Genomic DNA, 22,265 nt, shown 5'->3' on the forward strand with positions numbered 1-22,265 from the left:
AGTGGGGCGGGATCGGCTTCCAGTCTACCGGTAGCGCCGACAGTGATGGGGGTTTGCCGGTACCTGAGTCCCCATGTGCCGCCCTCAACCGGTCTCGGCCGGGTCCCGATATGCGGAAGGGGGCTCCAAGAGCCCCACGGAGGCATTCAGCGCTTCGAGCGGTCAACCCCTGGCTACTCGGGGGTCAGGGGACGGTACGAACCCCTGTGCGGGCGTACGGCGGACCCCGTGCCGGTGTCTCGGCACGGGGTCCGCGCGGGCTTCCTACGTGAGGTACGTCACCCGTACGTGTCGCCGGGTCCGGTGCTTCCCGGGGCCCGCAGCGGGCCGTACCGGCGGGGCGGGCCACCGGGGCCGCTCACCTTGATCACCTTCACCGTGCCGTGCCCGAGGTCCTCGTTGAGGCGGGCCACCAGCGCGGGCGCGAGCAGCCGCAGCTGGGTCGCCCAGGCCGTCGAGTCGCACTGCACCGCCAGGACCCGCTCGTCCTCGTCGTAGGTGTGCGGCACGCAGTGCTTGGCCAGGTCCTCCCCGACGATCTGCGGCCAGCGGCCCATCACGCCGCCCACCGCGGCCGGGGCCTCCCAGCCGCGCTCGGTGAGCAGCCGGTTGATCGCGGCGCCGAGCGCCATCGGGTCACGGCCGTCGGCGCGGGCGCCGGAGCGCAGACCGCCGCGGCGCGCCTGCCGCGTCTGCCGGGCCGCGTCCCCACGCGCGCGTGCCTGTTCCTTCGCCGCGCGCAGCGCCACGCGCGCGAGGTCGACACCGGAGGGCTCGTCGGCCGCCCCGGCGCCGTCCGCCGTCCCGGCGGCGGGCGGCTCGGCCGCACCGCCGCTCCCGGACGCGCTCCGCCCGCCGCCCGCGGCGCCCCTGCCGGGCGCGGGCCCGTCCGTGGTCATGCGCGCTCCACCGTCCCGTCGGACACCGCGTACCGGGCGCCGGCCAGCACCTGCGGGACGTCGTCGTCGACCGCCGCCGTCACCAGCACCTGCTCGCCGGGCGCCACCAGCTCCGCCAGCCGCTCGCGCCGGCGCACGTCCAGCTCGGCGAACACGTCGTCGAGCACCAGCACCGGCTCGTTGCCCTCGGCGCGCAGCAGGTCGTACGAGGCCAGCCGCAGCGCCAGCGCGTAGGACCAGGACTCGCCGTGCGAGGCGTAGCCCTTGGCGGGCAGCGGGCCGAGTCTGAGGACCAGGTCGTCGCGGTGCGGGCCCACCAGGGTGACACCGCGCTCGATCTCCTGCTTGCGTGCCTCGGCGAGCGCCGCCATCAGCTGCCCGTACAGGTCCTCGCGCGTGTGCGCCTCACCGGGCGCGGACGGCTTGTACTCCAGGGAGACCGGCCCGCCACCGGGGGCGAGCTGCTCGTAGGCCTTGTCGGCCAGCGGCTGGAGCGCGGCGACCAGGTCGAGGCGGGCGGCGAGCAGGTCGGCGCCCACGCGCGCGAGGTGCTGGTCCCACACGTCCAGGGTGGACAGGTCCGTCCCCGGGCCCGCGTCCGCCCGCCCGGCGGGTCCCGCCTTGCGTCCGCCGTGCCGGCGGGCCAGGGCGGCCGTCTTCAGCAGGGTGTTGCGCTGCTTGAGCACCCGCTCGTAGTCGGAGCGCACCCCGGCCATCCGCGGGGAGCGGGCGGTGACCAGCTCGTCCAGGAACCTCCGACGCTCCCCGGGATCACCCTTGACCAGTGCCAGGTCCTCCGGCGCGAACAGCACCGTCCGTACGATCCCCAGCACGTCCCGGGGTCTGACCTGCGAGGACCGGTTGATCCGGGCGCGGTTGGCGCGGCCCGGGTTCAGCTCCAGCTCGACCAGCTGCTGCCGGTCGCCCTGGCGGACCTGCGCCCGGATCACGGCCCGCTCGGCGCCCAGGCGGATCAGGGGGGCGTCGGTGGCGACGCGGTGGCTGCCCAGGGTGGCGAGGTAGCCGATCGCCTCGACGAGGTTGGTCTTGCCCTGGCCGTTGGGGCCCACGAAGGCGGTGACGCCCGGGTCGAGCGGGACTTCGACCCGGGCGTAGGAGCGGAAGTCGGCCAGCGACAGATGCGTGACGTGCATGGTCGTTCGCCGACCTCCCCAAGGGTGTGGATCGCTGGGCGACCCTGTGGATTACTTCTTCTCTACGGCGTGGCCGCCGAACTGGTTGCGCAGCGCGGCGATCATCTTCATCTGCGGCGAGTCCTCCTGTCGGGAGGCGAACCGCGCGAACAGCGACGCGGTGATCGCGGGCAGCGGCACCGCGTTGTCGATGGCCGCCTCCACCGTCCAGCGTCCCTCACCGGAGTCCTGTGCGTAACCGCGCAGGCCCGTGAGGTGCTCGTCGTCGTCGAGGGCGTTGACCGCGAGGTCCAGCAGCCAGGAGCGGATGACGGTGCCCTCCTGCCAGGAGCGGAAGACCTCGCGGACGTTCTCCACGGAGTCGACCTTCTCCAGCAGCTCCCAGCCCTCGGCGTAGGCCTGCATCATGGCGTACTCGATGCCGTTGTGGACCATCTTCGCGAAGTGGCCCGCGCCGACCTTGCCAGCGTGCACCGCGCCGAAGTCGCCCGCCGGCTTCAGCGCGTCGAAGACCGGCTGCACCTTGGCGACGTTCTCCGCGTCGCCGCCGTACATCAGCGCGTAGCCGTTCTCCAGGCCCCAGACGCCACCGGAGACGCCGCAGTCCACGAAGCCTATGCCCTTGGCCGCCAGCTCCTCTGCGTGCCGCTCGTCGTCCGTCCAGCGGGAGTTGCCGCCGTCGACGACCACGTCACCGGGCTCGAGCAGCTCGCCGAGCTGGTCGATCGTGGACTGGGTGGGCTCGCCGGCCGGGACCATCACCCAGACCACGCGCGGGGCACTGAGTTTGCCCACAAGCTCTTCCAGGCTGTGGACATCCGCGAGGTCCGCGTTGCGGTCGAATCCGACGACGGTGTGGCCGGCGCGGCGGATCCGCTCGCGCATGTTGCCGCCCATCTTGCCGAGGCCGACGAGACCGAGCTCCATCAGTTGGTTTCCTTCGGTTGCTGGAGGACGTGACGGGCACGTTCGTACCCGCGTCCGAGCCTAGACCCGGACGCTCACGCACATCCGTGGGCATACGCGCTCATACGTAGGCCCTCACCTGGGGATTCCGTGACGGGAGCAGGACTCCGTGACGGGAGCGGTCAGCCGCTCAGGCGCACCGGCATGATCAAGTACTTGTAGGCCTCGTCCGCCTCCGCGTCCACCGCCGGCCTGCCGCTCAGCAGCGCGGGCTTGGTGGACGTGGTGAACGACAGCTGGGCCACCGGGGAGTCGATGGCGCTCAGGCCGTCGAGCAGGAAGGTCGGGTTGAAGGCGATCGAGATGTCGTCGCCCTCCAGCTGGGCGTCGACTCTTTCCACAGCCTGTGCGTCGTCGCTGGACCCGGCCTCCAGGATGAGCACGCCCTGCTCGAAGCTGAGCCGCACCGGGGTGTTCCGCTCGGCGACCAGGGCCACGCGCTTGACGGCCTCCACGAAGGGGGCGGTCTCGATGACGGCGATCGAGTTGAACTCCGTCGGGAACAGCGTGCGGTACTTCGGCAGGTCGCCCTCGAGCAGGCGGGTGGTCGTCCGGCGCCCGGCGCCCTCGAAACCGATCAGGCCCTCGCCCTTGCCCGAGCCGGACAGCGCCAGGATGACGCTGTCACCGCTGGTCAGCGCCTTGGCGGTGTCCAGGAGCGTCTTGGCGGGCACCAGGGCGACCGCGGAGGCGTCCGGGTTCTCCGGCTTCCACATGAACTCGCGGACCGCGAAGCGGTAGCGGTCGGTGGAGGCCAGCGTGACGGTGTCGCCCTCGATCTCGATGCGCACACCGGTCAGCACGGGCAGCGTGTCGTCACGGCCGGCGGCGATGGCGACCTGCTGCACGGCGGAGGCGAAGACCTCGCCGGGGACGGTGCCCGTCGCGTTCGGCATCTGCGGCAGCGCCGGGTACTCCTCCACAGGCAGGGTGTGGAGGGTGAAGCGGGAGGAGCCGCAGACCACGGTCGCCCGTACACCGTCTGTGGAAATCTCCACCGGGCGGTTGGGCAGGGCCCGGGAGATGTCGGCGAGCAGCCGGCCGGAGACGAGGACGGTGCCCTCCTCCTCCACCTCGGCCTCGACGGAGACGCGCGCGGAGACCTCGTAGTCGAAGCTCGACAGGCTCAGCTGGCCGTCCTCGGCCTTCAGCAGCAGGCCGGCGAGCACAGGCGCCGGCGGACGGGCCGGGAGGCTGCGGGCCGCCCAGGCCACTGCCTCCGCGAGTACGTCGCGTTCCACCCGGATCTTCACCGTAAGCCGCCTCCTGCTTGTTGCTTCTGAGTCCTTCGACTCGGTGTCACCGCCCACAGCGGAGGGCAGGACACCGGGGACCAGTCTGACGCACCGCACTGACAGTAGGTGCCGGTCGGGGTCAAGTCGCCCGGAGGGGCGGTCGGGCAACCGAGAGCGAGTTGTGCACAGGGCCCGCTTCGAAACGGTTTCCCAGCTCTCTCTAGTTGGCAGTAGTAGTAGGGCCTGTGGATACCGTGGATAACCCCGTTTTCCCAGCTCAGAGTGGGAATTTTATCCACTGCCCCTGTGGGTGGAGCCGGTGGACAACTCGAGGTGTCTGTGGAGAACAGAAAGTTCTGCACACTCCGCCCACAGGCCGGGGCTAGTTCTCCCCAGCTGCGTCCCCAGGTTTACCCAGGTTTCCCACACCCCAATCCGGCACCTTGGTGTGACGGCTTTCACTCGACACGGTGATCAGGCCCTTCCGGTTGCCGAACAGTGGACAAGGGTGTGGAGAAGCCGTTGATCACTGGGGACAACCGGCCCCAGCCTGTGGGCCGTCGGTGGACAACTCCGTGCACAGCCTGTGGACCGCCGCTTCGTCCACAGGCTGTGGAGATCTTTTGTCCACCAATCCACAGCCGTGTGAGCTGGGCCGATGCCGTGCGGGCCGTCCGCCTGTGGACGGCGTTCGGGACAACTTCACAGTCCCCAGGGTGTGGACGCAAGAAAGTCGCCCAATCTGTGGAGGGCGGCCGTAACCCGGCGGCCAATCGAACACCAGGTGTCGGCCCAGCCACGGTCGCGTCCGCCCCGGCCGACGGTCGCGGTCGCCCCGGCCCACGAAAAAGGCGCCTCCGGAGACCTCCGGAGGCGCCCTCGGCGGCGCACGGCCGCGGCTGTCAGCCGTTCTTGATGCGGTTGGTCAGCTCGGTCACCTGGTTGTAGATGGAGCGCCGCTCGGCCATCAGCGCGCGGATCTTGCGGTCGGCGTGCATGACGGTGGTGTGGTCGCGGCCGCCGAACTGCGCGCCGATCTTGGGCAGCGACAGGTCGGTCAGCTCGCGGCACAGATACATGGCGATCTGGCGCGCGGTGACCAGCGCACGGCCGCGCGAGGTGCCGCACAGGTCCTCGACCGTGAGCCCGAAGTAGTCGGCGGTCGCCCCCATGATGGCCGTCGCCGTGATCTCCGGCGCGGCGTCCTCCCCGCCCGGGATCAGGTCCTTCAGGACGATCTCCGTCAGGCCCAGGTCCACCGGCTGCCGGTTGAGCGACGCGAACGCCGTCACCCGGATCAGCGCGCCTTCCAGCTCGCGGATGTTGCGCGAGATCCGCGAGGCGATGAACTCCAGTACCTCCGGCGGGGCGTTGAGCTGCTCCTGCACCGCCTTCTTGCGCAGGATCGCGATGCGGGTCTCCAGCTCCGGCGGCTGGACGTCGGTGATCAGACCCCACTCGAAGCGGTTGCGCAGCCGGTCCTCCAGCGTCACCAGCTGCTTGGGCGGCCGGTCGGAGGAGAGCACGATCTGCTTGTTGGCGTTGTGGAGGGTGTTGAACGTGTGGAAGAACTCCTCCTGCGTCGACTCCTTGTCCGCCAGGAACTGGATGTCGTCGACGAGCAGGATGTCCATCTCGCGGTAGCGCTTGCGGAAGCTGTCGCCCTTGCCGTCGCGGATGGAGTTGATGAACTCGTTGGTGAACTCCTCCGAGCTGACGTACCGCACCCGCGTGCCCGGGTAGAGGCTGCGCGCGTAGTGCCCGATGGCGTGCAGCAGGTGGGTCTTGCCGAGCCCCGACTCCCCGTAGATGAACAGGGGGTTGTACGCCTTGGCCGGCGCCTCGGCCACGGCGACCGCGGCCGCGTGCGCGAACCGGTTGGAGGCGCCGATGACGAAGGTGTCGAAGAGGTACTTCGGGTTCAGCCGCGCCGTCGGCTCACCGGGGCCGGCGGCCGGCCCGGGCTTCGCGGCCGGCAGGCCGGGCGCGCCGGCGGACGGGTTCGCCCCGCCCGGGCCGCCGCGGTGGCCCTGACCGGGTCCGCCCGGCGACTCGGGCCGCTCGCGGCGGACCGGGTCGCGCTGGTCGTAGTCGACGCGCTCGTAGTCCGGGCGGGACTGCTCGTACTCGCCGCGGGGGCTCTCGTAGTCGCCACGCTGCTGCTCGTAGGGGGGCCGCTCCCTGGGTTCGCGGCGGTAGTCCCGCGACGGCGGGCCGTAGGAGTCCGCGCCGGATCCGTAGGAGTCCTGCGACGACGGCGAGGCGTAGGGGTCCCGCTCGGGGAAGCCGAGCCGGGGCTGCTGCCAGGTGTACTCGTCCTGCGCGGGCCGCGGCCAGGCGCCGGGCTCGGGGCGCTGGTACTCCGACGGGTACGCGGGGCGCGCGGTGGGCAGCTGATCGCCGCGGGAGGCGGGCGGCTGGTCCCCGCGGGGCGCCTGCTCCCCGCCCGGCTGCTGCTCGGCGCGGTGCCGGCCGTAGCCCTCGTACTGCCCCGACTGCGCCCCGCCCTCGTAGGTGTCGTAGCCGTCCTGGTGGCGTTCGTCGTACCGCTCCTCGTAGCGCGACTGCTGCGCGGAGGGCGCCGGTGTGGGCGGGGGCTCACCCGCGGAGTCGTCCACGGTGATCGCGATCCGGATCGGGCGGCCGCACTCGCGGCTCAGGGTCTCGCTGACCACCGGCGCCAGCCGGCCCTCGAGCACGCCCTTCGCGAATTCGTTCGGTACGGCGAGCAGTGCGGTGTCGGCGACCAGCGCGAGGGGCTGGCAACGCCGGATCCAGTGCTCGTCCTTCGCCTCCACACCCTGCCCGCGGCCCTCACCGAGGAGCTGCTCCAGTACTCGTGGCCACACTGCGGCAAGATCGGCAGGTACGTCAGCCACAGGGCACGCTCTCTCACAGGTCCCACGAACGTGTGGTTCGGGGAGGGTCGGGGTTGTTCATGGGTGGCGGGTGACACAGGGGAACGAATCGGGGTTCAGCCAAGGTAGTCAGGGCGGCGGGTAGGGTTCAAGTTGTTGTCCCCAGCCTGTGGACAGTGTCTCCCGGTGACCCCTGGTTTGACCGGATGGCGTAGCCGCGCGTACCGTAACCAGGTCGAGTTGTCGATGGCTGCTGCCGCCTGCCTCCGATGGGCACAGATCACGTCGGGTGATCGGACAGCGGTGCACTCGGGCGTAACGCGAGCTACTCGTGGGCGCACGGTGACAGCCAGGACGGCACCCCGCCACTACCGATTAATCTCTGGAGCCCCCGAGTGAGCAAGCGCACCTTCCAGCCGAACAACCGTCGTCGCGCGAAGACCCACGGCTTCCGGCTGCGTATGCGCACCCGTGCCGGCCGCGCGATTCTCGCGTCCCGCCGTGGCAAGGGTCGCGCCCGCCTGTCCGCCTGATCCCGATCAGGTCATGACGTCGTGCTGCCCACCGAGAACCGGCTGAGGCGGCGCGAGGACTTCGCGACCGCGGTACGACGAGGTCGTCGGGCAGGCCGCCCGCTCCTCGTCGTCCACCTTCGTAGCGGTGCCACGAACCCGCACGCGCCTGGGGAGAGCGCTCCCCCGACGCGTGCGGGTTTCGTCGTCAGCAAGGCCGTCGGTGGCGCTGTCGTGCGCAATCACGTCAAGCGCCGACTTCGCCATCTGATGCGTGACCGAGTCGCCCTCTTCCCCCCCGGTAGCCTGGTAGTCGTACGAGCGCTGCCCGGAGCGGGCGACGCAGACCACGCACAGCTGGCCCGAGACCTGGACGCCGCCCTCCAGCGGCTCCTGGGAGGGGGCGCGCGATGAAGTACCCGCTGCTGGCTCTGATCAAGCTGTACCAGTGGACCATCAGTCCGCTGCTCGGGCCGGTGTGCAGGTACTACCCGTCGTGCTCCCACTACGGCTACACGGCCATCGACCGGCACGGTGCCCTCAAGGGAACGGCACTCACCGCCTGGCGCATCCTGCGGTGCAATCCGTGGTCGCCCGGCGGTGTGGACCACGTTCCGCCGCGCAAGCGTCCGCGGTGGCACGAAATGCTGCGCGGCGCCTGGCGCGCACGCACGGGCGGGCCCTCCGCCGCCGAACCGGCCATCGACGCGAAGCTCGCTTCCGAGTCTCCTTCGAGCCCGGCCGCAGAGACCTCGTCCCATGCCCAAGGAGCATGATTAGTGGACACGATTGCCAGCCTCTTCAGCTTCATCACGACACCCGTCTCCTGGGTCATCGTCCAGTTCCACACGGTGTACGGCAAGATCTTCGGCCCTGACACCGGGTGGGCCTGGGGCCTGTCCATCGTGTCTCTGGTGATCTTGATCCGCATCTGCCTGATCCCGCTCTTCGTGAAGCAGATCAAGGCGACCCGGGCGATGCAGACGCTGCAGCCCGAGATGAAGAAGATCCAGGAACGCTACAAGAACGACAAGCAGCGTCAGTCCGAAGAGATGATGAAGCTGTACAAGGAGTCGGGTACCAACCCGCTCTCCTCGTGCCTTCCCATCCTGGCGCAGTCCCCGTTCTTCTTCTCCCTGTACCACGTGCTCAACGGCATCGCGACGGGCCAGACGATCGGCGTCATCAACGACCCGCTGCTCGCCAGTGCCCGGCACGCGCACATCTTCGGGGCCCCGCTGGCCGCGAAGTTCATGGACAGCTCCGCCAAGGTCGAGGCGCTGGGCGCCACGCTGCTGGACGTCCGTGTCGTGACCGCGGTCATGATCGTCATGATGTCGTTCTCGCAGTTCTACACGCAGCGCCAGCTGATGACGAAGAACGTCGACACGACGATCAAGACGCCGTTCATGCAGCAGCAGAAGATGCTGATGTACGTCTTCCCGGTCATGTTCGCCGTCTTCGGCATCAACTTCCCGGTCGGTGTCCTCGTCTACTGGCTGACCACCAACGTGTGGACCATGGGCCAGCAGATGTACGTCATCCGCAACAACCCGACCCCGGGTTCGAAGGCACAGGCCGCCTACCTGGAGCGTCTGACCGGCCACGTGACGCAGCACGGCAGGATCCGCCGGCGCAGCGAGAAGGCCATCGTCAAGGCGATCGTCGCCAAGGGCCGCGACCGCAACGAGTTCGAGCGCAAGTTCATCAACGCGCTGAACAAGTCGGGTCTCGCCGCCCAGGCCGACGGCACCGTGACCAAGAGCGAGAGCCAGGTCGCCGTCCAGGTCGCCGAGGACGGCAGCACCGTCACTCCCCCCGCTGCCGCGGCCAAGCGCCAGCAGCCCCGGCGCCAGACCAAGGCCCAGCGCCAGTCCGCCCTCAAGCAGGCGGGCGACGACACGCCGGCCACCTCGCTGGAGAAGCCGGACCAGCCGCAGGACACCAGGCCCGCCGCCGCCCAGCAGGCCGCCAAGCCAGGCTCCGGCACCCGCAGCAAGGCCCAGTCCGGCCAGCGCAAGGGTGGCCCGCAGCGGCCCAAGTCCCCGTCCAAGAAGTAAGAAGGAGTCCATCCCGTGACGGAAGGCACCACCTCCGCCGCTGCCGAGGGTGCAGACACCCTCACCCGCCTGGAGCAGGAGGGTGAGATCGCGGCGGACTACCTGGAGGGTCTGCTGGACATCGCCGACCTCGACGGCGACATCGACATGGACGTCGAGGCGGATCGCGCAGCCGTGTCGATCATCAGCGACTCCGGCGGCCGTGATCTGCAGAAGCTCGTCGGTCACGACGGCGAGGTGCTCGAGGCGCTGCAGGAGCTGACGCGGCTCGCCGTCCACCGGGAGACCGGGGATCGCAGTCGGCTCATGCTGGACATCGGGGGCTACCGCGCCCGCAAGCGCACCGAGCTGTCCGAGCTGGGTGCCAAGGCCGCCGCCGATGTCAGGACCAGCGGCGAGCCCGTGAAGCTCAAGCCGATGTCGCCCTTCGAGCGCAAGGTCGTGCACGACGCGGTCAAGGCCGCGGGACTGCGCAGCGAGTCCGAGGGCGAGGAGCCCGAGCGGTTCGTCGTCGTGCTTCCGGCCTGATCGGTCACCACGTTCCACCGGCCCCGTCTGTAGCGCAGGCGGGGCCGAACTTTGTCAGCCTGGTAGTTCTGGTGGTCGGCGCTCGGAGCGCCGGCACGGTACGGAAGGACGGTCCCCGTGACGGAGGCAGCGGAGCAGCTCCCCCCTGCGCCCGAGCAGGCCCGGGAAGTATTTGGCGATCGATTCGCCGATGCGGTCCGCTACGCGGAACTGCTCGCCGAGGCGGGCGTGCAGCGAGGCCTGATCGGTCCACGGGAAGTGCCCCGGCTGTGGGAAAGGCACCTGCTGAACTGCGCGGTGCTCTCCGAGGCCGTACCCGAGGGGGTGACGGTGTGCGACGTCGGTTCCGGGGCGGGCCTGCCGGGCATCCCGCTGGCCCTGGTCCGTGAGGATCTGAACATCACGTTGCTGGAGCCGTTGCTGCGGCGGACGAACTTCCTCTCGGAGGTCGTCGAACTGCTGGGCCTGGACCATGTGACCGTCGTCCGGGGCCGCGCCGAAGAGGTGCTGGGCACGCTTCAGCCGGTGCATGTCGTGACCGCCCGGGCCGTGGCACCGCTGGACCGGCTGGCCGCCTGGGGCATCCCGTTGCTGCGGCCGTACGGCGAGATGCTCGCGCTCAAGGGCGACACCGCCGAGGAGGAACTGAAGGCGGCGGCCAGCGCCCTGAGCAAGCTCGGTGCGGTGGAGACGTCCATCCTCCAGGTGGGTGAGGGCGTGGTGGACCCCCTGTCCACCGTCGTACGGGTCGAGGTCGGGGAGAGTCCGGGCGGTGTGCGGTTCGCCGCCAAGCGGGCCAAGGCGGCCCGGACGGGCCGTACCCGGCGACGCCGCTGATCCAGTGGTCGGGTAGTAAGAATCCCTGATCGTCCGGTGTCCGGGAGCGAGGGTCACTGATCCGGTCCAGCGATGCGGCGCCGCTGGGCCGGTCCGCCGGTGCGGCGGCACTGATCCGTTGTGACGAAGAGACGTACTCCACACAAGCTGCCGAGCCCACGCAGCTCGGAGTGTCGCGGGGGTTCGGCCACGGCCGCTGTGCATCGTGTTTCACGTGAAACGTCGCTCACTGCTGCACGGCATCATCAGTCGCGGCCGCGCTGCGGCCGAACCCCGCGACCGCAAGCCTCTCGGTTCACTCGGCGAGGCGCCGGTTCCCGAGGCCCCTCCGTCCCCCGAGGGGGGTACGGAGTTGTCCACAGAGGTGGATTTCTCCACAGAACGCCAGGCCTCACTGGTTCACGACCCCGAAGACATGGGAGGCTCTGTTCATTGCGAGCCTGAAGTCGAGGAGAGTGAATCCTTGCGGTCCGACGCCAACATCGCGGGACCGATGACCGACCCGGTCCCCGGTCCCCGTACCGAATCGATGGGGGCGGATGTTTCACGTGAAACACCGCCCCCGATGGACGACACTCCCATCGGTCGTGCTGCCCAGCTGGCGGTAGAGGCTCTGGGACGCGCCGGCGAAGGGCTGCCGCGTCCGGAGAAGACCCGCGTCATGGTGGTCGCCAACCAGAAGGGCGGCGTCGGCAAGACGACGACGACCGTCAACCTTGCCGCCTCGCTGGCTCTGCACGGCGCCCGCGTCCTGGTGATCGACCTCGACCCCCAGGGGAACGCGTCCACCGCTCTGGGGATCGACCATCACGCGGACGTGCCCTCCATCTACGACGTGTTGGTGGAGAGCAAGCCGCTGGCCGAGGTCGTTCAGCCGGTCCTGGATGTGGAGGGCCTCTTCTGTGCTCCTGCCACCATCGATCTCGCCGGTGCGGAGATCGAGCTGGTGTCCCTGGTGGCGCGGGAGAGCCGGCTGGAGCGGGCGATCCGGGCCTACGAGCAGCCGCTGGACTACATCCTCATCGACTGCCCGCCATCGCTGGGCCTGCTGACGGTCAACGCGCTCGTCGCGGGCCAGGAGGTCCTCATCCCGATCCAGTGCGAGTACTACGCGCTGGAGGGTCTGGGTCAGCTGCTGCGCAACGTCGACCTGGTGCGGGGACATCTCAACCCCACCCTGCACGTGTCGACCATCCTGCTCACCATGTACGACGGCCGGACGCGACTGGCGTCCCAGGTCGCGGACGAGGTCCGCACCCACTTCGGCGACGAGGTACTGCGGACCAGCATTCCCCGCTCGGTCCGTATCTCCGAGGCACCCAGCTACGGGCAGACGGTACTGACCTACGATCCAGGATCGAGCGGTGCCCTCTCCTACCTGGAGGCGGCCCGAGAAATCGCGCTGAAGGGGGTCGGCGTCGGCTATGACCCGACGCAGGCCCACATCGGCGCACAGAGCAACCCGAGCATGGTGGAGGGGATCCAGTGAGCGAGCGACGGAGGGGTCTGGGACGTGGTCTCGGTGCCCTGATCCCTGCTGCCCCGACGGAGAAGACGCCGACGCCGGCCGCGATCGGCGGGGGCTCCACCTCGCCCGCCGCGGTTCCGCTGCTGACGACCGAGCGCGGTGTGGCCGCGGCCGCGGTGGCCACGTTGCCGCCTGTCACGCAGGACCTCGGCGAGTCCCCGGTTGGCGCCGACCCGGAGGTTCCCGCACCGCCGGTGGGCGCCCACTTCGCCGAGCTTCCCCTGGACTCCATCTCGCCGAACCCACGTCAGCCGCGTGAGGTCTTCGACGAGGACGCCCTCCAGGAACTGGTCACCTCCATCCAGGAAGTCGGCCTTCTCCAGCCCGTCGTCGTACGGCAGCTGGGTCCCGCCCGGTATGAGCTGATCATGGGCGAGCGGCGCTGGCGTGCCTGCCGCGAGGCGGGACTCGAGGCCATCCCGGCGATCGTGCGAGCCACGGACGACGAGAAGCTCCTGCTGGACGCGCTGCTGGAGAACCTGCATCGCGCGCAGCTGAACCCGCTGGAGGAGGCCGCCGCCTACGACCAGCTGCTGAAGGACTTCAACTGCACGCACGACCAGCTGGCGGACCGCATCGGTCGCTCACGCCCGCAGGTCTCCAACACCCTGCGGCTGCTGAGGCTGTCGCCGTCGGTGCAGCGCCGGGTCGCCGCCGGAGTCCTTTCCGCCGGGCACGCCCGCGCACTGCTCTCCGTCGAGGACTCGGAGGAGCAGGACCGGCTCGCCCACCGGATCGTCGCCGAAGGACTGTCGGTGCGGGCCGTCGAGGAGATCGTGACCCTGATGGGTTCGCGGCCCCAGTCCGCCCAGCGCTCCAAGGGGCCGCGGGCCGGCACCCGGCTCTCCCCGGCGCTGACCGACCTCGCGACGCGGCTGTCGGACCGCTTCGAGACCCGGGTGAAGGTCGACCTGGGCCAGAAGAAGGGCAAGATCACCGTTGAGTTCGCCTCCATGGAGGACCTTGAGCGCATCCTCGGCAGCCTCGCCCCCGGCGAGGGTCCCGTGCTCCAGAAGGGGCTGCAGGACGGCGAGAGCGAGGAGTCGGACGCCTGATCACGGCGCTCCGCTCGTTCGGCCGTAAGGGCGGACCGTGTCCGGTGGACACCGGAACACGGTCCGCTCTTTGCTGTGTGCCGGTGTCGAGGAAATGGCCTGGTGGATACGATGCGAACGGTAGGACGCATCCACCCGGCAGCACCTTCGAGGGGGAGGCGGTGCCCATGCGATCGATGAGCCGCACCGGGCTGCTGAGCGCGGGCCTGGGGCTCGGCGCCATCGGCGGATTCGTCGGCGGCCTGCTCACCGAACGACATGCTCTGACGGCCGCTCGCGACGCAGCGGGCGCAGGAAGCGAGGAACAGCGTTCATGGGGCGTCGGCTCGTACCGCTCACACTGGACAACCTTCAGGACCTCCCGGAGCGCTGTGCCTCGTGCGTGTTCTGGGAACTCGACCCGGTCAGCGGCGAAGCCGCGATAGGGGCGGGCACCGCCGCGCTGGAGAAGGAGTCCTGGATCTCCGCCGTCCTGCTGGACTGGGGATCGTGCGGCCGGGTGGCCTACGTCGACGACGTTCCGGTGGGCTTCGCGCTCTACGCTCCCCCCGCCTACGTGCCCCGGTCCACGGCGTTTCCCACGAGTCCCGTCTCCCCGGACGCCGTCCAGCTCATCACCGGCTTCATCCTGCCCGGCTATCAGGGACAGGGTCTGGGCCGGGTGCTGGTTCAGACGGTGGCCAAGGACCTCCTGCGGCGCGGCTTCAAAGCGATCGAGGCGTTCGGTGACGCCCGCTGGAAGGAACCGGCATGTCTGCTGCCCGCCGACCATCTGCTGGCCGTGGGCTTCAAGACCGTCCGGCAGCACCCCGTCCATCCCCGGCTGCGGCTGGAGCTGCGCTCGACGCTGTCCTGGAAGGAAGACGTGGAGCTGGCGCTCGACCGGCTGCTGGGTGCAGTGCAGAAGGAGCCGGCGCTTCGGCCCCTGTGATCCTCGCCCACAACGAATGGGCCAACCCAAGTGGGTTGGCCCATTCGTGTTTCACGTGAAACATCCGCCACCGGAAGACGGCAGTGGCGTGCGGACGGCGGCGACTACTTGGCCGGCTGCTCGGCGATGAAGTCCTCGAGGTCGCGGACGAGCGCGGCCTTCGGCTTGGCGCCGACGATGGTCTTGGCGACCTCGCCGCCCTGGTAGACGTTCAGGGTGGGGATGGACATGACCCCGTACTTGGCGGCCGTACCAGGGTTCTCGTCGATGTTGAGCTTGACGATCTCGATCTGGTCGCCGTACTCGGCGGCGATCGCCTCGAGGGACGGGGCGATCTGGCGGCACGGGCCGCACCACTCGGCCCAGAAGTCCACCAGAACAGGCTTGTCGTTCTTGAGGACGTCCTGCTCGAAGGTGTCGTCGGTCACGTTCTTCAGAGTGCCGGCCACGGCGGGCTCCTTAACTCGGTCTTGCTGCGGTGGGGCGGAAAGGGGGCTCAGACGGAGGTCTTCTCGGGCTCGGCCTGCTCCTCGTCCGCCAGGGCGGCGAGGAAGCGCTCGGCGTCGAGAGCGGCGGAACAGCCGGTACCGGCTGCGGTGATCGCCTGGCGGTAGGTGTGGTCCACCACGTCGCCGGCGCCGAACACACCGGTCAGGTTGGTCCGGGTGGAGGGCGCGGCGACCTTCAGGTAGCCCTCCTCGTCCAGGTCCAGCTGACCCTTGAACAGCTCGGTGCGCGGGTCGTGGCCGATCGCGATGAACAGGCCCGTCACCGGGAGGTCCGACAGCTCGCCGGTCTTGAGGTTGCGCAGCTTCAGACCGGACAGCTTCTGCTCGCCCTGGATCTCGGCGACCTCACTGTCCCAGACGAACTTGATCTTCGGGTCGGCGAAGGCGCGCTCCTGCATCGCCTTGGAGGCGCGCAGGGTGTCCCGGCGGTGGACGATGGTCACAGACTTGGCGAACCGCGAGAGGAAGGTGGCCTCCTCCATCGCGGTGTCACCGCCGCCGATCACGGCGATGTCCTGCTCCCGGAAGAAGAACCCGTCACAGGTGGCACACCAGGAGACACCACGCCCGGAGAGGGCGTCCTCGTTCGGCAGACCCAGCTTGCGGTGCTGGGAGCCGGTGGTCACGATGACGGCCTTCGCCTGGTGGACCGTGCCCGAGGTGTCCGTGACCGTCTTGATCTCACCGGTCAGGTCGACGGAGACGATGTCGTCCGGAATGAGTTCGGCACCGAAGCGCTCGGCCTGCGCGCGCATGTTGTCCATGAGGTCGGGACCCATGATGCCGTCGCGGAAGCCGGGGAAGTTCTCCACCTCGGTGGTGTTCATCAGGGCGCCACCGGCGGTGACGGCGCCCTCGAACACCAGGGGCTTCAGCGACGCGCGCGCGGTGTAGAGCGCCGCCGTGTAACCGGCGGGCCCGGAGCCGATGATGATCACGTTACGGACGTCGCTCACGGCTTGGTTCCTCGTCTCTGGTCTGTCTGGTCGACCGGTGGAGCCCTTCTCAGGACTCTCACCCCACCCAACGGATCCTACGGGGCCCGCATTCCCGGTGTGTCCGGCCACACGGCGAGCGCACACCGTACGGATTACCGCGCAGGGCGAGACGAAGCGTCCCGCGGCGCGGGGGACGTGGCGATCCGGCCCAGCCGATCCGCAGGAGGGGCTCCGGGAGGGTTCCTCAGTGCCGGGCGAAGGACTGCTTCACCAGCACCGTGCCCGGGGAGACCGGCTGCTTGCCGATACAGGAGGCGTCGACGACGTAGGCCGACACGCGCTTGCTGTCCTGTGCGTCGGACAGAACCACGAGATAGGCGGGCTTGCCCTCGTACATCCCCGTCTTGGCGCCGAGGACGTCACCGGAGCGGTTGATGCCCTCACGCACGCAGTCCGGGACCGCGACCTCGGTCTGGATCAACGTGTTCGCGCTCTCGCCCGAGCCGGGTACGTCCCCGGAGCCGAGGCTGCGGCGCGGCTGCTGACTGTCGGAGCCGTGCGGGGTGCTCTTCTCCGTGGCGAGGAGACCTTCCACCTGACTGGCGAGACTGCCACCGGAGAAGGCGCCCGCGGTCGCGGTGGTCTTCCCCTGGGCCTCGCTCGCAGGCTTGTCGCTCCCGAGCGACTGCACGATCAGTGTGCCCGCGCCCAGCACGGCCGCGGTCAGTACGGCTCCCAGGGCGATCGTCCTGCGGCGCCGTCCCCGTCCGCCGTCCTTGCGGCCCGGTCCGGTCGCGGCCTGCGGGCGGCCTGCGGGACGACTCGGTCCTGCCGGTGTTTCACGTGAAACATCGCCTTCGGTGCCGTCGTCTGCCTGGGCAGGTTCAACGGGGACCGGCGGGGGCGGTGCGGCGGAACCGGGTGCGGCGGCGCTGGGCAGGGCCTCGGCGGCCAGTGCGGCGTCGATGCGTCCGGCGACGTCGGACGGCATACGCGGAGGGCCCGGCAGGCTTCCCAGCAGCCCCCGGATCTCCTGAAGCGAGTCGTGGACGTCCGAGCACAGCGCACACGTCTGCAGATGACGCCGTAGGTCCGCCGTCCGCGCGGGCGGCAGGAGGCCCTCGGTGAGGTCGGAGATCTCCGCGACGTCCGGGTGCCCGGTCGTGTCGTTCGTCGAGGTCACGCTCGCCCACCTCCGCCCTTCACTGCGGCTGGATCATTCGGTCCGGTGCTCCGGGGACCCTTCGGGGAAGGCCCCGCTGCGGGTGGGACGGATGTCCCCTGCGTCCGGTTCCGTGCCGGGCCGAGGTCCTTCCCGTCGCCGGTGTTCTCCGGTCGCAGATGGGTGAGCAGTGGGAGGAGTCTGGCTCTGCCCCGGGCGCAACGGCTTTTCACCGTCCCGGTCGGCACGTCGAGGATCCGGGCGGCCTCGGCGACGGGGTACCCCTGCATGTCCACCAGGACGAGGGCGGCGCTCTGCTCGCGGGGGAGGGTCCCGAGCGCCTCGATGAGCTGGCGGTGCACGTCATTGCGTTCGGCGGGTGCCGCGGCGGATTCGTGCGGGTCCAGCAGCTGTTCCAGTCGCTCGGTGTCGTCCACCGGAGCGGTCTTGCGGGAGGCCGTCTTGCGGGCGCGGTCGAGACAGGCGTTCACCGTGATGCGGTGCAGCCAGGTGGTGACGGCCGACTGGCCCCGGAAGGTGTGGGCGGCCCGGTAGGCGGACACCAGGGCGTCCTGGACGGCGTCAGCGGCCTCCTCGCGGTCCCCCAGCGTCCGCAGGGCGACCGCCCACAGCCGGTCCCGGTGCCGGCGCACGATCTCACCGAAGGCCTCGGGGTCGCCCTCGACGTGGCGGGCGAGCAGCTCCTCGTCCGGTGCGTCGCCGTATCCGGCGCCATCTGCCATGGGCCCCTCCCTCGGGGCATCCTCACGGAATCCGTGGCGGATATCCAGATGCCCTGGTCGAACAGCCCGCGAGGGGCCTCGGCGCCCCTCGGGAGCCGTCAGCTGGTCACCTTGATGTCCGTCACCCGGCCCCGGTACCGGCCCTCGTCCGTCTGCAGCGGCAGTTCGGTCAGCCACACCAGGAGGTAGCGGGCCTTGAGGGCGGAGCCGGGCCTGAGCGCCACGGACTGACCCGAGCCGGTGGCCACCTGGCGGTAGGAGTCGAAGGAGGTGGGCCACGATCCCGGGTCACCGTCGACGGCCCGCAACTGGACCGAGGTGGCCCCGACGAAGCTCACCGTGACCTTGCCGACCTTCTGCACCGTGCCGAGGTCGAGAATGACGCCGAGGCCGGACTTGAGGTTGCCGAACCTGGCGCCCTGATAGAAGTCGGTCTGCCAGTAGGTGGCCGGGTCGTTGTCGAAGATCTTCCCTATGTCGGCAGGCTTCTCCGTCTGGTCCGTGCCGAACGGGTCGAAGTCGCGGGCGCGCTTGACGGCGATCGGCTTGCCGGCCACCACCTGCTTCTGCGGGCTCTTGTCGTTGCTGTCCGTCGTCCGGGTCTTGTTGGTGTCCTCGGACGAGCCGCCCTGGTGCATCAGGGCGTCCGCCAGCTGCCAGCTGCCCAGGCCCAGGGCCGCGATCAGCAGGGCGGAGACCGCCCACTTCAGGGCCTTGCCGGTGCGGCTCTGCAGCGGCGGCGGCGGTGCGGCCAGCGACTGCGCGACACCGGGATGGGACGCCGGACGGCCGTAGGTGCCCTGCTGGTAGGTCGTGCGCTGATACTCCGGCGGTGCGGTGAACGCCGGCTCCGGCGGCCGGATGCGCGGCATCTCGCCGATCGCCTTGACCAGTTCCTCGGGTGTGGTGCACGCCGACTCGTGGCGGGAGGCGGTGGCCCCGTCGTTGACCAGGGCGCGCATCGTGAGTTCGGACAGGCCGCGGTGCACACCGGCGCGTACCTGGTCGGGAGCGATCAGCCCGATGTCCTTGGGCAGCCCGGACAGGCCGTAGGCGTCGTTCTCGTACGGCCAGCGCTGGGTCAGCGCCGCGTACAGCAGGGCACCGATCGACTCGGTGTCGGTGCGCTGCGGGGTCTGCGAGCTGATGCCGCGCAGCGCCGCGTTCACGGCGAGACCGCGGATGCGCCACTGACCGGTGGAGGCGCGCAGCACCGCGTTCGGGTTCAGTCGCAGATGGGCGAGACCCTCGCGGTGGGCCGCCGCCATGGCGGAGGCGACCTGACTGACCATCTGGTAGGCGTCGTGCGGCTCCAGCGGACCGGCCGACAGCAGCGTGGTCAGCTCGGTGGCGTCGGGCAGCCACTCGTGGACGACGTAGACGAGGTCGTTCTCCTCGACGGCGTCCAGCACCTGGACGAAACGGGGGTCACCGAGCAGCGCCGACGAACGGGCGGCGGCCAGTACGGTCCTGGCCCGCGCGTGGTCCGCGGGCAGGATGTGGACGCCGACGGCACGACGGAGCTTCTCGTCGACCGCTCGCCAACTGCTGAAACCGTCCAGACGGGTGACGCACTCCTCGAGACGGTAGCGTCTGGCGAGCTTGTGACCGCTGTGCAGTTCGGGAGTCGAGGCCTTCTCCCCGGGACCGTCCGTCCCGCCGCTCCCCTGTGCCTCGTCGCTGTCCGTGTCCCGCTCCGGGTTCTGGGCCACCCCGTCGGCCGTGGACTGGTCCGCCTTGGCGGTCAGCGGCTCGTCACCGCTGTTGTCTGCCACGTCGACGGCAGCCGTGCTGCGTTCTGCCACCGTCGTTCCTGCCTCCCCATCCGTTGCACGCTGTCCGACGCCGAAACCAATTGTGCCCACAGTCCGCCGCTGTGCACGACACACGGGGGCGGACGATGGTTGTGCGCCTACCCTCGCCTCAGCGCCCCAGACGCCCGCGCACCATACCCACGAGCGAGTTGAGTTCCTCGATGCGCATGCGGCGGGCGGCGACGAAGAAGACGCCGAGCAGTACGGCGCCACCGGCCACGAGTGCGGCGAAGGAGCCGGCGACTCCCTGCCCCAGAGTGTGCCCGATCCCGTAGACGGCCGCGCCACTGAGGAGGGCGGCCGGCACGGAGGCGATGCACAGCCTGGCATACGTCCGCAGCACCCGGGCGCCGTCGAGGTCGCCGCCGAGCCGCTTGCGCAGCCGGTTCCAGGCCACGCCGACACCGGTCGCGTATGCCAGGCCGTAGGCGGCGGACATGCCGATGACCGCCCAGCGGGCCGGCAGCAGCAGGTAGCAGAGCACCGACGCGCCCGCGTTGACCGCGGCCACGATGACGGTGTTGTAGAAGGGGGTGCGGGTGTCCTCGTAGGCGTAGAAGGCCCGCAGCACGACGTACTGCACCGAGTAGGGGACCAGGCCGAGGCCGAAGGCCATCAGCATGTAGCCCATGTTGGTGGCCGCGCCGGTGCCCGAGGAACCGAAGATCAGGGTGCACATCGGAATGCCGAGCGCGAGGAAGCCGAAGGCGATGGGCACGATCGCGACGGCGGTCGTCCGCAGGCCCTGGGAGATGTCGTCGCGGACCGCGCCCGAGTCGCCCTCGGCGGCCGAGCGCGAGATACGCGGCAGCAGCGCGGCCATCAGGGAGACGGTGATGATGGCCTGCGGCAGGCCCCAGATCAGCTGGGCGTTGGCGTAGGCCGCGAAGCCGGTTCCGGCGATCGGGTCGTGGTCGCCGACCACCGTCTTCAGCTGGGCCGACGTGGACAGCTGGGAGACGACCAGCGCGCCCGCCTGGTTGGCGAGGACGAACAGCACGGTCCACTTGGCGAGGGTGGCGGCCTTGCCGAGACCGTGGCCCCGCCAGTCGAAGCGCAGCCGCAGCCGGAAGCCGGTCTCCCGCAGGTACGGGATCATCGCCAGGGCCTGGACGACGAGGCCGAGCAGCACGCCGATGCCGAGCAGCCGCTGGCCCTCCGGCGGAATCGAGGTGACCTGCATCCCGGAGTGCGCGGCGGTGCCGTACACCCAGATGAACAGGCCGAGCGTCACGATGATGACGATGTTGTTCAGCACCGGGGTCCACATCATCGCGCCGAACTTGCCGCGGGCGTTGAGGACCTGACCCATCACCACGTGGATGCCCATGAAGAAGATGGAGGGCAGGAAGTAGCGGACGAAGGTGATACCGACCTCGTTCGCCGCCGCGTTGCTGGCGACCGAGTCGGACAGCAGCCGGATCAGGAACGGGGCGGCCAGGACGGTGACCACGGTGAGGGTGCCGAGCGCCACCATCACCAGCGTCAGCAGGCGGTTGGCGAACGCCTCGCCGCCGTCCTCGTCCTCCTTCATGGCCCGAACGAGCTGCGGCACGAAGACCGAGTTGAGGCCGCCGCCGACGGTCAGGATGTAGATCATCGTCGGGAGCTGGTAGGCGACCTGGAAGGTGTCGCCGAGCAGACCCACGCCCAGCGCGGAGACGATCAGCGCCGAGCGGACGAAGCCGGTCAGCCGGGAGACCATCGTGCCCGCCGCCATCACGGCACTGGACTTCAGCAGCCCGGAGGCCCGGCCGCCCGACTTCGGGGCGGGCGCGGCGGGCGCGGTGTCCGGGCCGGGAGCGGCGGCCGAGGGCGGCACCGCGGCGGCGCCGGGAGCAGGGGCCCCGGCCGCGGGGGCCGCCGGCGGGTAGGCGGCCCGGTACGCGGGCCGGGTCTGCTGGTACGCGGCCTGCGGGTTGGCGGGCTGGGGGTGTCCGGTGTACGGCTGCGTGGTCTGCGGGTGCCCGGGGTGTGCCGTCGGGTACTGCCCGGCGGGGGACGGCGCGGTGGCCGGGCCGGGGACGGACGGCGGGTCCACGGCGGGGTTGCTGCCGCCCTGCTGCTGGTCCCGGAAGAGATGCGCGAAGGCGTCCGGCTCGTGGCGCTCCTCGGCCGAGTGCGTGACCAGGTCGTCGACGCCCACGAACTGCGTGGTGCGGGGATCGTCGCCGTACGGCAGGTGCTGCGTGGCACCCGCCGGCTCGGGCGGCGGGGTCTGCGCCCACACCTGCGGGTCGGGAGCGTACGGCGACTGCGCCGGTGGACCGTACAGCGGCTGCTGCGGCCGGTAGGAGCCCGGGGGCGGCGGGGGGTGCGCGGCACGGTCGTAGAGGGCCTCGGCGACCGGGTCCTGGGCGGCGAGGTCCTGCGCCCGGTAGGGATCCTGGTCGTAGGCGTCCTGGAGGTACGCGTCCGCCGCGTGCTGCGGCGGTACCTGGCCGGGCTCGGGCGGCGGATCGGGGTAGCCCGAGCCGGCCGCGCCCTGGCCGCGGTCACCCTCGTACGGCGCGTTCATGGTTACCCCACCTCATCG

20 protein-coding genes are annotated in these 22,265 nt (G+C 70.3%); 9 read left to right on the forward strand and 11 right to left on the reverse strand.

Annotated elements, in window-relative coordinates:
- Nucleotides 1–278 precede the first annotated feature (278 nt).
- From ACZ6CZ_RS20120 to dnaA, 5 genes are all read right to left on the reverse strand, one after another.
- Nucleotides 279–899 (reverse strand): DciA family protein, encoded by a 621-nt coding sequence (locus ACZ6CZ_RS20120; protein WP_469022786.1) that lies wholly within the window; start codon nt 897–899, stop codon nt 279–281.
- Nucleotides 896–2,053, reverse strand: coding sequence for a DNA replication/repair protein RecF (gene recF / locus ACZ6CZ_RS20125; RefSeq protein ID WP_469022788.1), 1,158 nt, complete (start codon nt 2,051–2,053; stop codon nt 896–898). Before recF ends, ACZ6CZ_RS20120 begins: the two co-directional genes overlap by 4 nt.
- A 51-nt stretch (nt 2,054–2,104) precedes the next feature.
- A complete protein-coding gene (gene gnd, locus ACZ6CZ_RS20130; protein WP_469022791.1) occupies nt 2,105–2,980 on the reverse strand; it encodes a phosphogluconate dehydrogenase (NAD(+)-dependent, decarboxylating) in 876 nt (291 codons plus the stop codon).
- A 161-nt stretch (nt 2,981–3,141) separates the two neighbouring features.
- Nucleotides 3,142–4,272, reverse strand: a complete 1,131-nt coding sequence (gene dnaN / locus ACZ6CZ_RS20135) for a DNA polymerase III subunit beta (protein ID WP_469022794.1) — start codon at nt 4,270–4,272, stop codon at nt 3,142–3,144.
- Nucleotides 4,273–5,156: 884 nt separating this feature from the next.
- On the reverse strand, nt 5,157–7,133 hold the full coding sequence (gene dnaA, locus ACZ6CZ_RS20140; RefSeq protein WP_469022798.1) for a chromosomal replication initiator protein DnaA: 1,977 nt from the start codon (nt 7,131–7,133) through the stop codon (nt 5,157–5,159).
- 374 nt (nt 7,134–7,507) lie between these two features.
- Between dnaA and rpmH the strand changes: the two genes are divergently transcribed.
- From rpmH to ACZ6CZ_RS20185, 9 genes are all read left to right on the forward strand, one after another.
- Entirely contained in the window at nt 7,508–7,645 is a 138-nt protein-coding gene (rpmH, locus tag ACZ6CZ_RS20145; RefSeq protein ID WP_003949374.1) for a 50S ribosomal protein L34, read from the forward strand.
- Between the two features lie 21 nt (nt 7,646–7,666).
- Nucleotides 7,667–8,038, forward strand: coding sequence for a ribonuclease P protein component (rnpA, locus tag ACZ6CZ_RS20150; RefSeq protein WP_469022801.1), 372 nt, complete (start codon nt 7,667–7,669; stop codon nt 8,036–8,038).
- Nucleotides 8,035–8,400 (forward strand): membrane protein insertion efficiency factor YidD, encoded by a 366-nt coding sequence (yidD, locus tag ACZ6CZ_RS20155; RefSeq protein WP_469022804.1) that lies wholly within the window; start codon nt 8,035–8,037, stop codon nt 8,398–8,400. Before rnpA ends, yidD begins: the two co-directional genes overlap by 4 nt.
- Nucleotides 8,401–8,403: 3 nt before the next feature.
- Entirely contained in the window at nt 8,404–9,684 is a 1,281-nt protein-coding gene (gene yidC / locus ACZ6CZ_RS20160) for a membrane protein insertase YidC (RefSeq protein WP_469022806.1), read from the forward strand.
- Between the two features lie 15 nt (nt 9,685–9,699).
- The gene (locus tag ACZ6CZ_RS20165) at nt 9,700–10,212 is read left to right on the forward strand and encodes a Jag family protein (RefSeq protein WP_469022808.1); all 513 of its coding nucleotides are present in this window, start codon (nt 9,700–9,702) and stop codon (nt 10,210–10,212) included.
- 117 nt (nt 10,213–10,329) lie between these two features.
- Nucleotides 10,330–11,049 (forward strand): 16S rRNA (guanine(527)-N(7))-methyltransferase RsmG, encoded by a 720-nt coding sequence (gene rsmG, locus ACZ6CZ_RS20170; protein WP_469022811.1) that lies wholly within the window; start codon nt 10,330–10,332, stop codon nt 11,047–11,049.
- 415 nt (nt 11,050–11,464) lie between these two features.
- Nucleotides 11,465–12,538, forward strand: coding sequence for a ParA family protein (locus ACZ6CZ_RS20175; RefSeq protein ID WP_469023385.1), 1,074 nt, complete (start codon nt 11,465–11,467; stop codon nt 12,536–12,538).
- On the forward strand, nt 12,535–13,632 hold the full coding sequence (locus ACZ6CZ_RS20180; protein WP_469022813.1) for a ParB/RepB/Spo0J family partition protein: 1,098 nt from the start codon (nt 12,535–12,537) through the stop codon (nt 13,630–13,632). Before ACZ6CZ_RS20175 ends, ACZ6CZ_RS20180 begins: the two co-directional genes overlap by 4 nt.
- Before the next feature lie 313 nt (nt 13,633–13,945).
- The gene (locus ACZ6CZ_RS20185; protein WP_469022815.1) at nt 13,946–14,563 is read left to right on the forward strand and encodes a GNAT family N-acetyltransferase; all 618 of its coding nucleotides are present in this window, start codon (nt 13,946–13,948) and stop codon (nt 14,561–14,563) included.
- Nucleotides 14,564–14,667: 104 nt separating this feature from the next.
- Here the strand turns inward: ACZ6CZ_RS20185 and trxA are convergent, their stop codons facing one another.
- The 6 genes from trxA to murJ all read right to left on the reverse strand — a co-directional run bounded on the left by trxA (nt 14,668) and on the right by murJ (nt 22,247).
- Nucleotides 14,668–15,012 (reverse strand): thioredoxin, encoded by a 345-nt coding sequence (trxA, locus tag ACZ6CZ_RS20190; RefSeq protein ID WP_469022820.1) that lies wholly within the window; start codon nt 15,010–15,012, stop codon nt 14,668–14,670.
- Between the two features lie 47 nt (nt 15,013–15,059).
- On the reverse strand, nt 15,060–16,028 hold the full coding sequence (gene trxB / locus ACZ6CZ_RS20195) for a thioredoxin-disulfide reductase (protein ID WP_469022823.1): 969 nt from the start codon (nt 16,026–16,028) through the stop codon (nt 15,060–15,062).
- A 226-nt stretch (nt 16,029–16,254) separates the two neighbouring features.
- Nucleotides 16,255–17,193 carry an anti-sigma factor family protein gene (locus ACZ6CZ_RS20200; protein WP_469022826.1) on the reverse strand — a complete coding sequence of 313 codons (939 nt, stop codon included), beginning with the start codon at nt 17,191–17,193 and terminating at the stop codon, nt 16,255–16,257.
- A complete protein-coding gene (gene sigM / locus ACZ6CZ_RS20205; protein ID WP_469022828.1) occupies nt 17,190–17,915 on the reverse strand; it encodes an RNA polymerase sigma factor SigM in 726 nt (241 codons plus the stop codon). The genes ACZ6CZ_RS20200 and sigM overlap by 4 nt, the downstream gene beginning before the upstream one ends.
- A 98-nt stretch (nt 17,916–18,013) precedes the next feature.
- The gene (locus ACZ6CZ_RS20210; protein ID WP_469022831.1) at nt 18,014–19,720 is read right to left on the reverse strand and encodes a protein kinase family protein; all 1,707 of its coding nucleotides are present in this window, start codon (nt 19,718–19,720) and stop codon (nt 18,014–18,016) included.
- Nucleotides 19,721–19,838: 118 nt separating this feature from the next.
- A complete protein-coding gene (gene murJ, locus ACZ6CZ_RS20215; protein WP_469022834.1) occupies nt 19,839–22,247 on the reverse strand; it encodes a murein biosynthesis integral membrane protein MurJ in 2,409 nt (802 codons plus the stop codon).
- Between the last annotated feature and the right edge of the window lie 18 nt (nt 22,248–22,265).

This window comes from Streptomyces sp. NPDC041135, assembly GCF_055592085.1.

Coding starts and splice junctions, on each gene's coding strand:
- ACZ6CZ_RS20120 (WP_469022786.1), bottom strand. CDS start 899: ATGACCACGGACGGGCCCGCGCCCGGCAGGGGCGCCGCGGGCGGCGGG.
- recF (WP_469022788.1), bottom strand. CDS start 2,053: ATGCACGTCACGCATCTGTCGCTGGCCGACTTCCGCTCCTACGCCCGG.
- gnd (WP_469022791.1), bottom strand. CDS start 2,980: ATGGAGCTCGGTCTCGTCGGCCTCGGCAAGATGGGCGGCAACATGCGC.
- yidD (WP_469022804.1), top strand. CDS start 8,035: ATGAAGTACCCGCTGCTGGCTCTGATCAAGCTGTACCAGTGGACCATC.
- ACZ6CZ_RS20175 (WP_469023385.1), top strand. CDS start 11,465: ATGGGAGGCTCTGTTCATTGCGAGCCTGAAGTCGAGGAGAGTGAATCC.
- ACZ6CZ_RS20185 (WP_469022815.1), top strand. CDS start 13,946: ATGGGGCGTCGGCTCGTACCGCTCACACTGGACAACCTTCAGGACCTC.
- sigM (WP_469022828.1), bottom strand. CDS start 17,915: ATGGCAGATGGCGCCGGATACGGCGACGCACCGGACGAGGAGCTGCTC.
- murJ (WP_469022834.1), bottom strand. CDS start 22,247: ATGAACGCGCCGTACGAGGGTGACCGCGGCCAGGGCGCGGCCGGCTCG.